The 14,007-nt window shown below is 72.1% G+C and carries 11 protein-coding genes and 1 pseudogene; 8 read left to right on the forward strand and 4 right to left on the reverse strand.

Translation table 11 applies throughout. The annotated features are described in order from the left end of the window. Nucleotide 1 precedes the first annotated feature (1 nt). Nucleotides 2-898: a LysR family transcriptional regulator gene (locus tag ACH4E7_RS38845; protein WP_396253912.1), complete on the forward strand. Its 897-nt coding sequence runs from the start codon at nt 2-4 to the stop codon at nt 896-898. A 52-nt stretch (nt 899-950) separates the two neighbouring features. On the opposite strand, the gene ACH4E7_RS38850 is transcribed toward ACH4E7_RS38845, so the two are convergent. Next, entirely contained in the window at nt 951-3,350 is a 2,400-nt protein-coding gene (locus tag ACH4E7_RS38850; RefSeq protein WP_396253913.1) for a collagenase, read from the reverse strand. 253 nt (nt 3,351-3,603) lie between these two features. Here ACH4E7_RS38850 and ACH4E7_RS38855 point away from each other — a divergent pair, with 253 nt between their 5' ends. From ACH4E7_RS38855 to ACH4E7_RS38870, 4 genes and pseudogenes are all read left to right on the forward strand, one after another. Beyond that, nucleotides 3,604-4,125 (forward strand): hypothetical protein, encoded by a 522-nt coding sequence (locus tag ACH4E7_RS38855; RefSeq protein WP_396253914.1) that lies wholly within the window; start codon nt 3,604-3,606, stop codon nt 4,123-4,125. A 107-nt stretch (nt 4,126-4,232) separates the two neighbouring features. Then, a pseudogene (locus tag ACH4E7_RS38860) lies at nt 4,233-4,673 on the forward strand (multicopper oxidase domain-containing protein); the annotation flags it as partial. A 26-nt stretch (nt 4,674-4,699) separates the two neighbouring features. After that, on the forward strand, nt 4,700-4,900 hold the full coding sequence (locus ACH4E7_RS38865; RefSeq protein WP_396253915.1) for a multicopper oxidase domain-containing protein: 201 nt from the start codon (nt 4,700-4,702) through the stop codon (nt 4,898-4,900). Nucleotides 4,901-5,188: 288 nt separating this feature from the next. Then, nucleotides 5,189-7,114, forward strand: coding sequence for an amino acid transporter (locus ACH4E7_RS38870; protein WP_396253922.1), 1,926 nt, complete (start codon nt 5,189-5,191; stop codon nt 7,112-7,114). Nucleotides 7,115-7,327: 213 nt separating this feature from the next. Here ACH4E7_RS38870 and ACH4E7_RS38875 read toward each other — a convergent pair whose 3' ends face one another. Both ACH4E7_RS38875 and ACH4E7_RS38880 read right to left on the reverse strand, forming a co-directional pair. Continuing rightward, nucleotides 7,328-7,987 (reverse strand): transglycosylase family protein, encoded by a 660-nt coding sequence (locus ACH4E7_RS38875; RefSeq protein ID WP_396253916.1) that lies wholly within the window; start codon nt 7,985-7,987, stop codon nt 7,328-7,330. Nucleotides 7,988-8,194: 207 nt separating this feature from the next. After that, nucleotides 8,195-8,863, reverse strand: a complete 669-nt coding sequence (locus ACH4E7_RS38880; RefSeq protein ID WP_396253917.1) for an ArsR/SmtB family transcription factor — start codon at nt 8,861-8,863, stop codon at nt 8,195-8,197. Nucleotides 8,864-9,043: 180 nt separating this feature from the next. Between ACH4E7_RS38880 and ACH4E7_RS38885 the strand changes: the two genes are divergently transcribed. Together ACH4E7_RS38885 and ACH4E7_RS38890 are read left to right on the forward strand one after the other, a co-directional pair. Then, entirely contained in the window at nt 9,044-10,408 is a 1,365-nt protein-coding gene (locus ACH4E7_RS38885) for a rhodanese-like domain-containing protein (RefSeq protein ID WP_396253918.1), read from the forward strand. Then, nucleotides 10,405-11,676 carry an MFS transporter gene (locus tag ACH4E7_RS38890; RefSeq protein WP_396253919.1) on the forward strand — a complete coding sequence of 424 codons (1,272 nt, stop codon included), beginning with the start codon at nt 10,405-10,407 and terminating at the stop codon, nt 11,674-11,676. The genes ACH4E7_RS38885 and ACH4E7_RS38890 overlap by 4 nt, the downstream gene beginning before the upstream one ends. Before the next feature lie 29 nt (nt 11,677-11,705). Here the strand turns inward: ACH4E7_RS38890 and ACH4E7_RS38895 are convergent, their stop codons facing one another. Next, nucleotides 11,706-12,332 (reverse strand): helix-turn-helix domain-containing protein, encoded by a 627-nt coding sequence (locus ACH4E7_RS38895; RefSeq protein WP_396253920.1) that lies wholly within the window; start codon nt 12,330-12,332, stop codon nt 11,706-11,708. A gap of 49 nt (nt 12,333-12,381) precedes the next feature. On the opposite strand from ACH4E7_RS38895, the gene ACH4E7_RS38900 reads away from it, so the two are divergent. After that, entirely contained in the window at nt 12,382-13,779 is a 1,398-nt protein-coding gene (locus ACH4E7_RS38900; protein WP_396253921.1) for an MFS transporter, read from the forward strand. The last annotated feature ends 228 nt before the right edge of the window (nt 13,780-14,007 follow it).

Consider the following 14,007-nt stretch of genomic DNA (forward strand, 5'->3'; position numbering starts at 1 on the left):
AATGGACCTCAACCTGCTGCGGGCCCTGGACGCCCTGCTCCAGGAGCACAGTGTGACCCGGGCCGCCGAGCGGCTCGGCACCTCGCCGGCGGCGGTGAGCCGGATGCTGGCCCGGCTGCGCCGGGCGGTCGGCGACCCGCTGCTGGTGCGGGCCGGCCAGGGTCTGGTGCCGACCCCGCGGGCGGTCGAACTCCGCGAGGAGGTCGGCGCGTTGCTGCGCGGCTGTGAGAACGTGCTGCGTCCCGGGGCCGGGTTCGATCCCGTGCACCTGGAGCGGACCTTCACCGTGCAGACCAGCGACCTGGTGCTGGTCCGGGTGGCCGGCCCGCTGACCGAGCGGATCCGCGCGGAGGCGCCGAAGGTCGACGTGCTGTTCCTGCCGGAGGCGTTGGAGGGCGGGCCGGCGCTGCGTCAGGGGCCGGTGGACGTCGAGGTGGGCGTGCTCGGGCAGCTGGACCCGGAGATTCGCACCCGGCCGTTGGTGAAGGCACCGGTGGTGGGCGTGGCCCGCAGCGGCCATCCGCTGTTCGCGGGGCGGATCACCGCCCGGCGCTTCGCCGCCGCCGACCACATCGGCATCTCCCGGCGGGGCAAGCGGCTCGGGCCGATCGACGCCGCGCTGGCCGAGCGCGGGCTGCGGCGCCGGGTGGCGGTGGTGGTGCCCAGCCACACCAGCGCGATGCTGCTGGCCCGGGACAGCGACCTGGTCTCGCTCGGCCTGGCGGACTGGCTGCCGGGGACCCTCGACGCGCTGGGACTGCGCACCTTCCCGATCCCGCTCGAACTCGCCCCGCTGGAGCTGGGGATGGCCTGGCACCCGCGCAACTCGGCCGACCCGGGCCATCGTTGGTTCCGGGAGCACCTGGCGGCCGCCGTCCGACAGGTGCGGGGGGAATGAGAAGGAGGCGCGGTACGGACCCACCATCCGTACCGCGCCCAGGGGTTGCGAGTCACCGACGCAGCGGGCCCTCGCAGGTGTAATCAGCGGTGCCGGCCTTGCCGTTGCTCCAGACGTCGACCTTGCCGAAGGTGCAGTTCATGTCGTTGAGGTTGTTGGCGTCCTCGACGTCCTTGGTGCGGCTGAGCAGGAAGTAGTCCACGGTGTCGGACATGTCCTTGAAGACCTTGTCCGGGTTGGCGGAGTCGGAGAGGTTGGCGGTGACCTTGCCGGTGCAGATGAAGCGCATCGGCTTGTTGGCCCAGTCGCCGTTGTCCTTGCAGTTCGGCGTGGCGCCGGTGGCCTCGGCGAACGCGTCCTGGACGTCGGAGGCCCAGGCGAGGTCGAGCGAGCCGTTGTCGATGTACGAGGTCGACGGGACGTAGAGGTTGTCGACGTTCTTGATCTGCGCGTCCAGGAAGGCGTAGTACTCGTTCTGCAGGGCGGCGTCGGCGCCCATCCGGCCACGCCAGGCGTCGAAGCCGGCCGGGTCGTCGGCGCGCTGGTAGCCGTACATCTCGCGGAGCAGCGAAGGGTGCTTCTGCCAGAGGAACTCGAAGAAGGTGCCGGCGTAGTTGTAGAAGTGGAACGCCGGGGTGTCGTCGTAACTGGCGTGCAGGATCTGGACGATGGTCATCCGGGGGATGCCGGCGGCCTCGTCCGAGGCGAGCTTGCGGACCAGCGACTTGCGCACCAGGATGCCCTGGTCGCGGGTGGAACCGTCGAAGAACTCGGCGGTGCCCTCGTCCATCGCGGTGGTCTTGTCGTTGGCGTACCAGCGGGTGTCGCCGAAGTAACCCGGCACCGCCCAGCGGCCGTTGAGGTAGTGCACGTACTCGTGGCGGAACAGTTCCTCGAGGGTGAGCGTGGAGTCCTGCGGGACGCGCCGCTGGTAGGTGTAGAAGGTGGCGCCGCGCTCGATGTAGATGCCGCCGTTGTTGGTGCTGTAGCCGGTGAGGATCGGGTGGTACACCTCGTAGTCGGCGCGCGAGGCGTACAGGTGGATGTGCAGGGTGGTGTTGACGTCGCCGGCCAGCGGCTGGTCGGTGCCGAGGACGCGGAAGTACTGGCTCTTCACCTGCTTGCCGGCGTAGTACATCTGGTCGACGGTGGCCTTGTCGAGGGCGGTGCGGACCTCGATGGCGCCGTTGTCGTAGGTGTACGTGTTCGGGAAGAGCCTGGCCTCCAGGTCGGATATGCAGACGCCGTACTGCTGGCAGACACCGTAGGTGTTGGCCCAGCCGATCGCCTTGGCCCACGGGTCGGACCACTCGCCGAAGGCGGCCTTGGTGGTGCCGATCAGCGAGCCGAGGTCGGCGACGGTCGCGTCGTGCAGGGCCGGGACCTGGCCGAAGCGGCCGTACTCGGCGACGGCGTCGCGGGCGGCCCAGGCGTTCTTGGTGCCCTTGAGGTGGCTCCAGGAGGCGTACGTGCGGAACGCGGCCCGGTAGTCGGCGTCGGCGGCAACGGCGGAGAGGAAGGTCGGGTCCTGGTTGTAGATGCCCAGGTAGTTGAGGTTGAGCGCCTGCAGGACGGCGTTGCCCCAGTGGGCGTTGTCGGCGAGGGCGGTGCCGGGGGCGAGCGAGGCGAGGATGCGCTTGGCCAGGCCGAGGTTGTTCTGGCGCAGGCCGTCGGCGCCGGCGGTGATGGCCGTCTCGCGCAGGATGTCGGCGGCCAGGTCGGTGCCGGCGAAGGCGTGCGCGCTGCCCGCGTACGCCGTGACGGCCTGCTGGATCGCGGCGAGCGTGGCCGGGTTGCCGACGTTCAGCTCGTGGTGGCTGAAGGCGTGGTAGACGGTGGCGTGCAGGTACGTCCACAGCTCGTAGAGGTGCGAGGTGCCGGTGCCGTCGTCGGTGGCGGACAGCTGGGTGATCCGGTTGGCGACGGCCTGGACGTGGGCGTTGTCCATGGTGGTGGTGAACCGGGCGTCCCAGGTCCAGACGACCGAGCGCAGGCAGCCGTCGGCGGTGACGGCCGGGTCGGTGAGGAAGGCGACCAGCTGATCCGGGTTCAGGCCGGTGAAACCGTCGACGGTGCAGGGCACCCCGGCGGTGGTGCTGGGCGCGGTGCTGCCGGGGGTGGCGGCGAGCTGGGCGGCGGTCGGGGCGGGCGCGCCGACGTGGTCGGGCAGCAGACCGGGGATCAGGGTGCTGCCGAGGGAGCCGCCGCCGGGGGCCGGGGCGGGAGCGCCGGGCTTGGCGGCGGCGGTGCCGAGGTGGTCGGCGTCGTCGTAGGCGGTGCGCTGGTCGGGGTCGGCCTGGGTGGGCTTGGCCTGGGTGGGCTTGGCCTTGGCGGCGGTCACCGAGGGCGCGGCGGGCGCGGCGGCCTGCGCGCTCTGCAGGGTGGGCAGGGTGAGGGTGGCGGCCATCGCGGCGGCGAGCAGGACTCGCTTGGCAACGCGGGAAGTTGACACCGGTTCTCCTGGAGGGGGAAGTGGCAGGGGCGGTGCGAGGCGGCAGTGGGGTGCGTTTCCGGCCCGGGACTGCCGGGGGAGACCGGGGCGGACGCTGTGGGGGCGTGGCCGCCTCGGGTGAGCCGTAACATAGCAATGTGAAATTGCACCTGCCAAGAGGGTGAACGGGGGCTGACCCCGGCTCGGTCTCCAGTCGCAGTTCGGGATACCCCGCGGGGGTACGCGGCAGCCGGAGACGGTCGGGAGGCGAACCATGGCGCAGCAGCGCCCGCTCGGTCCGTCGGTCCCGTGGGCGCTGCGCCCGCTCGGTCCGTCGGTCCCGTGGGCGCTGCGCCCGCTGCTCCTCGCCGCCCTGCTGCTGGGCATCGTGACGATGCACACGCTCGGCCATCCGACCGGCGGCCATGGCGGTCACGGTGACCACGGCGGTCACGGTGGCCATGAGGGCCGGAGCGCACACGAGGTGGTGGCGCAACAGATGCCGGAGCACCACGCCGGCGCAGTCCAGCGGGCGCAGCCGCAGCCGCAGCTGCAAACGCAGGCACAGGCGCTGACGACCGCCGACCCCGCCGCCGACGGCATGGACCCGATGACGGTCTGTCTCGCCGTCCTGGCCGGCTGGACCCTGGTGCTGCTGGCCGTCTGCCCCCTGCTGCGCCGCAGCGGGGACGCCGCCGCCGAGGTGCGGGCCCGTCTGCTGCGGGCCGTCCGCGCGCTGCCGCCGCCCGGAGGCGGGCGGGTACTCCTCAATCGGCTGTCGGTGCCGCGTCAGTAGGCGTGCGCCCGCCGCTCCGCGCCCGCGCGCGCTCCTTCGCGCCCGCATGCGGAACGGCCGACGCGACGTCCTGTACGCCCACACCACCGCACGAGGTGCACTCCGCCATGCGCACTCCCACCCGCCGTACCGTCCTCGGTGCCGCGCTCGCCGCCGCCGGGAGCGGCCTGCTCGCCGCCTGCTCCTCCGACTCGATGAAGGGCATGGACCACTCGTCCATGAACCACTCCTCGATGAACGGCACCGCCACCCCGGCCGCCGCACTCGCCGGCTTCGTGGCCCCGAACGGCCCCGAGGTCGCCGCCGCCGAGGCCGCGCGCAAGCCCGGGCCCGAGCGCAAGGTCGCGCTCACCGCCACCGAGACCACCCTCGACCTGGGCGGACGCACCGTCCGCAGCTGGGCGTACGGCGACCGCCTGCCCGGCCAGGAGGTGCGCGCCACGCTCGGCGAGACGCTCGCCGTCACCCTCGCCAACCACCTGCCGCAGTCCACCTCACTGCACTGGCACGGCCTCGCGCTGCGCAACGACATGGATAGCGGCGGGGGGGGCTGGAGTTCCGCAACAGCACGAGCATGTGGCACCCCGTCCACCTGCACGGACACACCTTCGCGCTGGCCGGTGACGGCCCGCGCAAGGACACCGCGATCGTGCTGCCGGGCACGACCCTGGCGGTGGACTTCGACGCCGACAACCCGGGTCTGTGGATGGTGCACTGCCACAACGTCTACCACTCGGAGGCCGGCATGATGACCGTCCTCGGTTACCAGGCGTAACCCCGATCCAAGCTCCGAGACGCCGGGGCGGGGAAACAGCCCCCGCCCCGGCATCCGGCCAGCCGTGCCCTGCCAACCGCCCCCACCTGCGAAGCCATGACGATTTCTTAACGCGGGCCGATGACACGTCCTTAACGCCCTTCGCATAGCCTGGCGCGCACTGCCGTCGCCCGACGGCGCTTTTCACGGGGTTTTCAAAGCAAGAGGTGCAAGGTGGTTTCGTCGGGTTCGACGGAGACGACGACGGGGGATCCGTCGTCGGCGCGAATACGAGTCCGCAGCTGGCTGCTGGCGGACGTGTCCGCTTCCAAGACCGCCCCGGAGGCGGACACGGACAGTGACACGGAGACGGGGGACTCCGGGGCGCACGGCGCGCACGAGGGCCAGCGCTGGTGGCGCGTGATGTGCCTGACCGGCCTGGACTACTTCTCTACGCTCGGTTACCAGCCGGGCATCGCCGCTCTCGCGGCCGGGCTGCTGTCGCCGATCGCCACGATCGTGCTCGTGCTCGTCACCCTGCTGGGCGCGCTGCCGGTCTACCGGCGGGTCGCCCAGGAGAGCCCGCGCGGCGAGGGCTCGATCGCGATGCTGGAGCGGCTGCTGTCGTTCTGGAAGGGCAAGCTGTTCGTCCTCGCCCTGCTCGGCTTCGCGGCGACGGACTTCATCATCACGATCACGCTCTCGGCCGCCGACGCCAGCGCGCACCTGGTGGAGAACCCGCACCTGACCAGCGCCCTCGGCGGCAAGCAGATGCTGATCACGCTGATCCTGGTCGCGCTGCTCGGCGCGGTCTTCCTCAAGGGCTTCAGCGAGGCCATCGGCCTGGCCGTGGCGCTCGTCGGGATCTACCTGGCGCTCAACGTGGTCGTCGTCGCGGTCGGCATCTGGAAGATCATCCAGGCGCCGCACGTCGTCGCCGACTGGTCCAACGCGCTGACGACGGAGCACGGCAACGTGTTCGTCATGATCGGCGTCTCGCTCGTCGTCTTCCCGAAGCTCGCGCTCGGCATGTCCGGTTTCGAGACCGGCGTCGCCGTGATGCCGCACATCAAGGGTGACGCCGGGGACACCGAGGCGAACCCGGTCGGCCGGATCCGCGGCACCCGCAAGCTGCTCACCACCGCCGCCGTGATCATGAGCGCCTTCCTGATCGCCACCAGCTTCATCTGCACGCTGCTCATCCCGGCCAAGGAGTTCGAGAACGGCGGCCAGGCCAACGGTCGCGCCCTCGCCTACCTGGCGCATGAGTACCTGGGCGGCACCTTCGGCAGCGTCTACGACCTGTCGACCATCGCCATCCTGTGGTTCGCCGGCGCCTCCGCCATGGCGGGCATGCTCAATCTCCTGCCCCGCTACCTGCCGCGCTACGGCATGGCCCCGCACTGGGCCCGCGCCGTCCGCCCGATGGTGATCGTCCTGACGATCGTCGGCTTCCTGATCACCTGGCTGTTCGACGCGAACGTCGACGCCCAGGGCGGCGCCTACGCCACCGGTGTGCTGGTCCTGATCAGTTCGGCGGCCATCGCCGTCACCATCGCCGCCTACAAGAAGCGCCAGCGCGGCTGGACCATCGCCTTCGGGATCATCTCGGCGGTCTTCCTCTACACCACCGTGCTGAACACGATGGAGCGCCCGGACGGTGTCAAGATCGGTGCCTGCTTCATCGCCGGCATCATCCTGGTCTCGCTGCTCTCCCGCCTGAAGCGCGCCTTCGAGCTGCGCGTCACGGACGTCGTGCTGGACGAGACGGCCGAGCGCTTCATCCGCGACTACGCCCACCGCCCGCTGCGCCTGATCGCCAACGAGCCGACCAACCGGGACGCCGCCGAGTACCGGGACAAGATCCGGCAGATCCGCGCCGACAACGACATCCCGGGCGAGGACGACCTGGTCTTCGTCGAGGTGACCGTCCGCGACGCGTCGGACTTCGAGTCCGAGCTGACCGTCCGCGGCGAGGTGCTGCACGGCCGCTACCGGGTGCTCGCCCTGGAAAGCTCCAGCATTCCGAACGCGATCGCCGCGCTGGCGCTCACCGTCCGGGACCGCACCGGGCAGCGGCCGCACCTGTACTTCGAGTGGACCGAGGGCAACCCCTTCGCCCAGTTCCTGCGGTTCTTCCTGTTCGGTCAGGGTGAGGTCGCGCCGGTCACCCGCGAGGTGCTGCGCGAGGCGGAGCCGGACCGCACCAAGCGTCCGCGCGTCCACGTGGGCTGACCCCCGCCCGCACCGCCACGGCCCGTCCGGTCCCCCAGGACCGGGCGGGCCGTCGCCGTCCCCGCAGGTGCCGCTGACGGCGGTCCGGCCGTCGCGCCGTGGAGTCCCGGCAGATCGCGGCGTTCGGCTTCGCGCCGGTGCTCGACGGGGCGTGACCGCACGGCGCCGCCCACGCCAGGAGGGCGTGGGCGGCGGGCCGACGGTCGGGCCGGGTCAGGACGGCAGGCGCAGCGCCAGGCCGGGCTGGATGAGGTCCGGGTCCTCGCCGACGACCGATCGGTTGAGCGCGTAGAGGGCGGGCCAGCCGCCGGGGACGGCCAGGGCGGCGGCGATCTGGTCCAGGGTGTCGCCCTCGCGGATGGTCCACTGGCCGTTCTCCGCAGATGCCGGAGCAGGCGCCGGGGCAGGCGCCGGAGCGGGCGGCGGCAGGGCGGTGTCGCGCTCGTGGTCGCGGGTGGTTTTGTGGCCGTGGCCGGCTTCGTGGCCGCGGCCGCCGACAGCGCGGGTGCCGCAGACCGGCCAGGGGGAGAGACCGCGGCGCTCGGCCAGGCGCCGGGCGACCGTGATCTGGTCCTCGCGGCTGGCGAGGTCGGGGCGCGGGGCGAAGGCGAGGCCGCCGTTCGCACGCCAGGTGGCCTGGTCGAACTGCAGGCCGCCGAAGTAGCCGTTGCCGGTGTTGACGTGCCAGTTGCCGTTGCTCTCGCAGTTCGCCACACGCTCCCAGTCATACTTTCCGCCCTCCGATCTCCCGCCGGGGTCGGTGCCGGTGCCCCGGCCCGGGGGCGCGGCGTGGGCCGGGGATACGGCGAGGGCCACGGTGAGGGCGCAGAGCGCAGTGGGGACGAGGCTGCGAAGACGGGCGGTGGGAGGCATCGGCGGCTCTCAGGTCCGGGGACAGGAGTGCGCCGCCCGAAGGCGGTGCTCTCCCACCGACGCACACCGGACGGGGCGCACCGGTGGCGACACGTCCGAGAGGTCACCCGCTCGGCCGCCCGGGACCACCCCGCCGGCCCCGCGGCCATCCGGCCGTCCCCCGGCTCGTCCGCTCGGCCGGCCGCGCGTCGGCGGCCGGCCGGACCGTTATGTGAAAGCCCCCTCGGCGACGGGCAGTTCGGCCAGGCGCCACTCCAACATGCCGTCGTTGAGCCGGATCGCCCGCCGTCCGCGCGCGACCAGCAGCCGGACGGCGTCGTACGCGAGCACGCAGTACTCGCCGCGGCAGTAGACGACCACCTCGGTGTCGGCGGGCAGCTCCTCCAGCCGGTCGGCGAGCTCGTCCACGGGGATGGAGAGCGCGCCGGGGATGTGCCCGGCCAGGTACTCCTCCACGGGGCGGACGTCCAGCACGACGATCTCCCCGGCCTCGGCGCGGGTGCGCAGCTCCTCGTGGTCGACCTCGCGGGCGCCGTCCTCGCCGAGGTAGGCCGCCAGGGCGGGCGGCACGGCGGCCTGGTGGCGCTCGGCGACCTTGCGGAGCAGAGCGAGCAGCAGGCCGACGTCCTCGCCGGAGAGCCGGTAGTGGATCCGGACGCCCTCGCGGCGGGTGGCGACGAAGCCGGCCTGCTTGAGCGCCTGCAGGTGGGCGGAGGCGGTGGTGAGGTTGAGCCCGGCGGCCTTGGCGAGCGCGTCCACGGTGCGCTCGCCCTGGGCGAGCAGGTCGAGCAGTTCCAGGCGCTTTCCGCTGGCCAGGGCCTTCCCGCTGGCCGCGAACGCGTCGTACAGCCGCGCCTTCGCGCCGTTCTGGGTCATCGCTTCCTCCGCGCGGTGCTCGGGGCCTTGATCCAAGGTTCCATGGAATATGGTAATGGGTTCGATCGGCGGGCGTTCCCAGTGCTCAGGAGGCATCCTCCATAAATCCATGGAATATTGTCATCGGGGCGAGTTGCTGCATCCGAGCGCAGACCGCACCGTCATCACAGGAGGGCCGCGATGGACTTCGCCGACGAACACCTGATACCGCTGGTCGACGAGGGGCTGGGCAACAGCGCCTACCTGGTCGACCTGGGGGACGGCCGCGCCCTGGCCATGGACGCCGGCCGCGACCTGCGCGCCCTGCGGGCCGCCGCCGAGCGACGCGACCTGACCGTCGCCTTCGCCGCCGACACCCACCTGCACGCCGACTTCCTCTCCGGCGCCGTCCAGCTCGGCCACGACGACGGCGCCACCGTGCTCGCCTCCGCCGCCGGACACCGCACCTTCCCGCACACCCCGCTCGCCGACGGCGACGAGGTCGACCTCGGCGGACTGGCCCTGCGCGCCCTCGCCACCCCCGGGCACACCGACGAGCACCTCTCCTTCCTGCTCCTCGACGGCGCCGCCGAACTCGGTGTCTTCACGGGCGGTTCGCTGATCGTGAACTCCGCCGCCCGCCCCGACCTGCTCGGCCCCGAGCGCACCGACGAACTCGCCCGCGCCCAGTACCGCTCGCTGCGCCGCCTCGCCGCCCTCCCCGACCACCTCCCGGTCTGGCCCACCCACGGCGCCGGCTCCTTCTGCTCCGCCCCGTCCGGCTCCGCCCGCACCACCACCATCGGCGCCCAGAAGCAGTCCAATCCACTGCTCGCGGCCCCCGGCGAGGACGCCTTCGTCACCGAACTGCTCGCCGGCCTCGGCAGCTACCCCGCCTACTTCGCCCGCCTCGGCGAGCTCAACCGCACCGGGCCCCGGGTGCTCGACGGCACCCCGCCGCTCCCGCCGCTCGACGCCGCCCAGGTCGGCCGACTGCTGGCGGACGGCGGCCAGGTCGTGGACGTCCGCCCCGCCGTCGACTACGCCGCCGGGCACATCCCCGGCGCCCTCTCCATCCCGCTGCGCGGCCAGTTCGCCAGCTGGCTCGGCTGGCTCCTGCCCGACACCACCCCGCTGGCCTTCGTCACCGGTGACGGCCAGGACCTCGACGAGCTGGTCTGGCAGGCCCACAAGATCGGGTACGAGCGCCTCGCCGGACGCCTGGCCGGCGGCATGCGGGCCTGGCGCGAGGCCGAAGGGCAGGTCGCCGCAACCGAGTTCGTCACCGCCGAGCAGGCCGGGCGGCGCCCCTATCTGGACGTGCGACAGGAGTCCGAGTTCACCGCCGGGCACGTCCCGGGTGCCACCCACATCGAGCTGGGCTCGCTGGCCGCCCTCGCCGCCGACGCCCCGCAGGGCGCGCTGATCGCCTGCGGCCACGGCGAACGCGCGATGACCGCCGCCAGCATCCTGGAGCGCGCCGGGCACACCGGTCTGGCCGTCCTCCAAGGCGGGCCGGACGACTACGCCGCCGCCCAAGGCGAGCGTCTGGCGGAGGGCGCATGAGCACCGTGACCCCTGTCGCGGCGGGCACCGCCGCCCGCCCGGTCCGGCTCGGCCTGCGGGAGAACCGGCTGCAGTTCACCCTGCTGGTCGTGGTCACCGCCGCCGTCGGCGGCCTGGTCGGGCTGGAGCGGACGACCATCCCGCTGATCGGCTCCGAGATCTTCCACCTGACCAGTGACCTCGCCGTCTTCTCCTTCATCATCGCCTTCGGCGTCACCAAGGCCCTGACCAACCTCGCCGCCGGCGCCCTGACCGCCCGCTTCCGCCGCAAGCAGCTGCTCGTCACGGGCTGGCTGATCGGCATCCCCGTCCCGTTCGTCCTGGCCTGGGCGCCCGCCTGGGGCTGGATCGTGGCCGCCAACGTGCTGCTCGGCATCAACCAGGGCCTCACCTGGTCGATGACCGTCAACATGAAGATCGACCTGGTCGGCCCGAGTCGGCGCGGCCTCGCCACCGGCCTCAACGAGGCCGCCGGCTACGCCTCGCTCGGCGCGACCGCGCTGGTCACCGGCTACCTCGCCACCGCGTACGGGCTGCGCCCGACCCCCGAGCTGATCGGCGCCGTCTTCGTCGTCGCCGGCCTCGCGCTCTCACTGGTCGTCCGCGACACCGCGGCGCACGTCGCGCTGGAACTCGCCCAGCACCCCAGGCCCGCTGAGGACGAGTCGCGCCCCGGCCTGCGGCAGGTCTTCCTGCACACCTCCTGGCGGGACCGCTCGCTGCGCGGCGCCAGCCAGGCCGGGCTGGTCAACAACCTCAACGACGGCCTCACTTGGGGCGTCTTCCCACTGCTGTTCACCGACCACGGGCTCGGCCTCGCCGCCGTCGGCCTGATCAAGGGCCTCTACCCGCTGCTGTGGGGCTTCGGCCAGATCCCCACCGGGCACCTGGCCGACCGGATCGGGCGCAAGCCGCTGATAGTCACCGGCATGCTGGTCCAGGCCGTCGGATTCGTTATGGCGCTGGCCCTGCTCGACCGGCCGCTGCTGGCCGGCATCGTCTCGGCCGTACTGCTCGGCCTCGGCACCGCGATGGTCTACCCGGCGCTGATCGCCTCGGTCTCCGACCACGCCCACCCCGGCTGGCGGGCCAACGCCCTCGGCACCTACCGGTTCTGGCGCGACATCGGCTACGCGGCGGGTGCCCTGGTCGCCGGCGTCCTCGCGGACGCGCTCGGCCTCAACGCGACCATCGTCGCGGCGGCGGCGCTCACCGCCGCCTCGGGACTGTTCGCGGCGTGGCTGATCAAGGAGAAGGCCGCGCACTGAGGTTGTGTGGAGCAAGGTGCAACTGCCGTTCATGACGTCGTCGACGGGCCGGTGCGGATGACGGCGTGGGCGCCTTGGGGGCCGAAGAGGTGCAGGATCTCCACGGCTTTGGTGTCGGCGGGGCCGAACCAGTGCGGTTCCGCCGTGTCGAACTCGGCGATCTCGCCCGGGCGCAGGGTGATTTCACGTTCGCCGAGGATGAGGCGGAGTTCGCCGGCGAGGACGTACAGCCACTCGTAGCCCTCGTGGGTCACGAGCTTCGGCTTGCGGGGACCGAGGACTTGCTTGAACACCTGGACACGGCCCGGGTACTGGGTCAAGGGCACCAGCACACTGCCACGGTCCCTGCGGTGGGGCGTCAGGTGGACACGGGGATCGCCGGTGGCGGGCGCTGCCACCAACTGGTCAAGCGCCACCCGGTGCGCTTGCGCGAGGGGAATGAGCAACTCCAGCGTCGGGCGCCTCTTGCCTGACTCCAGCCGGGACAGGGTGCTCACCGAGATCCCCGTGCCGGCCGCGAGTGCCTCCAGGGTGAGCCCGCGGTCCCGTCGGAGTGCGCGCAGACGTGGGCCGATGCCGTCGAGGATTTCCGCGAGTTCAGCTTTCACGCGATCCAGTTTGCAGTCTCGGCAATTTCGCTGGGCCGCGACGGTCACCTGGTCCGAGCATGAGCGGGCAGACGATCCCGGACTGGAAGGCGTACCCGTGACCGCGACATCCCTGGCCACTCCTCCCCCCTCCTTGGCTGCTCGGCGGCGGTGGACGGTGTTGGCCGTCTGTGCGCTGAGCATGTTCCTGGTCGGGCTGGACACCACGATCGTCAACGTGGGCCTGCCCGCGATCGGGCGTGGGCTCGGGGCAGGAACCCAGGGTCTGGAATGGATCGTGGATGCCTACACCGTCGTGCTGGCCAGCCTGCTGATTTCCTCGGGCGCGATGGCGGACCGGTTCGGTCGCCGTCGGGTGTTCCAGTGCGGCCTGCTGGTCTTCGGGGCCTCGTCGCTGGCGTGCGCCGCCGCTCCTTCGTTGGGCGTGCTGATCGCGGCCCGCACCGTCCAAGGCGTGGGGGCGTCGATGCTCAGTCCGGTGGCCCTGGCGATCGTGGTGAACGCGATGCCGGATCCCCGCGAGAGAGCCCGGGCGATCGGCATCTGGGCGTCGGTCTACGGGCTCAGCATGGCTGCCGGACCCGTCACCGGCGGCGCGCTCGTCGCGGCCTTCGGTTGGCGGTCGGTGTTCTGGATCAACGCACCCGTCATCGTCGCCGCGCTCGTGCTGACCGCCCTGTTCGTGCCGGAGTCGCACGGACAGCGATCACGACGGCTCGACCTGCCCGGTCAGGCACTGCTCACGCTCACCGTGTGTGTCTCGGTCGGCCTGCTCATCGAAGGATCCCGGATCGGCTGGACCTCGCCCATGGCCGTGGCCGGGTACGTCGTGGTGGTGGCAGCCATCGGTGGATTCGTCCGGGTCGAACTGCGTCGGTCCGAATCCCTGATGGACCTCAGCCTGTTCCGGGATCCCGTGTTCACCACGGCCGTTCTCGGCGCGGTCGCGGTGTTCGTTGCCCTGAACGTCAGCCTCCTGCTGAACACGCTCTATCTCCAGCACGCGCGCGGGTGGACAGCACTGGCGTCGGGTCTGGCGACACTGCCCATGGCACTCGGGGCGACCGTGTGCGCGCCACTGTCCGGCTCCCTGGTGGGGCGCCACGGAGCACGGCTGCCACTCGTAGCGGCAGGCTCGTTCATCGCGACCGGCGGCCTGTGCCTGATCGGCCTCGGCCGGGACACGAGCATCCTGATGCTCCTGCTGGCCTACCTGTTCATCGGCGTCGGGTTCGGCTTCGCCAACGCACCCATCACCAACACCGCCGTCAGCGGCCTCCCGCCCACGCGCGCCGGCGTTGCCGGAGCGATCACCTCTACGGCACGCCAGGTCGGTTCCGCAGTCGGTATCGCCGTCGCCGGCGGACTGGTGACCGACATCGAACCGGCCGGACTGGCCCAGGCGTCCCACGCAGGATGGGCGATCGTCACGGCCTGCGGCCTGTTCCTCTTCGTCGTGGCCCGCGCATCCCGTCCCGCCCGGCCAGCCGCATGACCCACAGCAACGCGCCCCTTCCCACCGAAGGCCGCCGGTCGGCGATAGCGCGTGGTTGCTGAGGGCCCACCGCGCGCGCGGCGGGCCCCTTCACGTGCCGATGGCCCGGACGTAGATGTCGGCCGCGCCCGGTTTGAGCCTGTCGGAGGGCCGCTCCACCACGAAGATCTGCCGCCCCGCCCGCCCCTCCGGCAGCAGCATCCCCTGGGCCGGCTCGTCGCCCGGCAG

It is taken from the genome of Kitasatospora sp. NPDC018058 (assembly GCF_044327205.1).
Taxonomy (GTDB): domain Bacteria; phylum Actinomycetota; class Actinomycetes; order Streptomycetales; family Streptomycetaceae; genus Kitasatospora.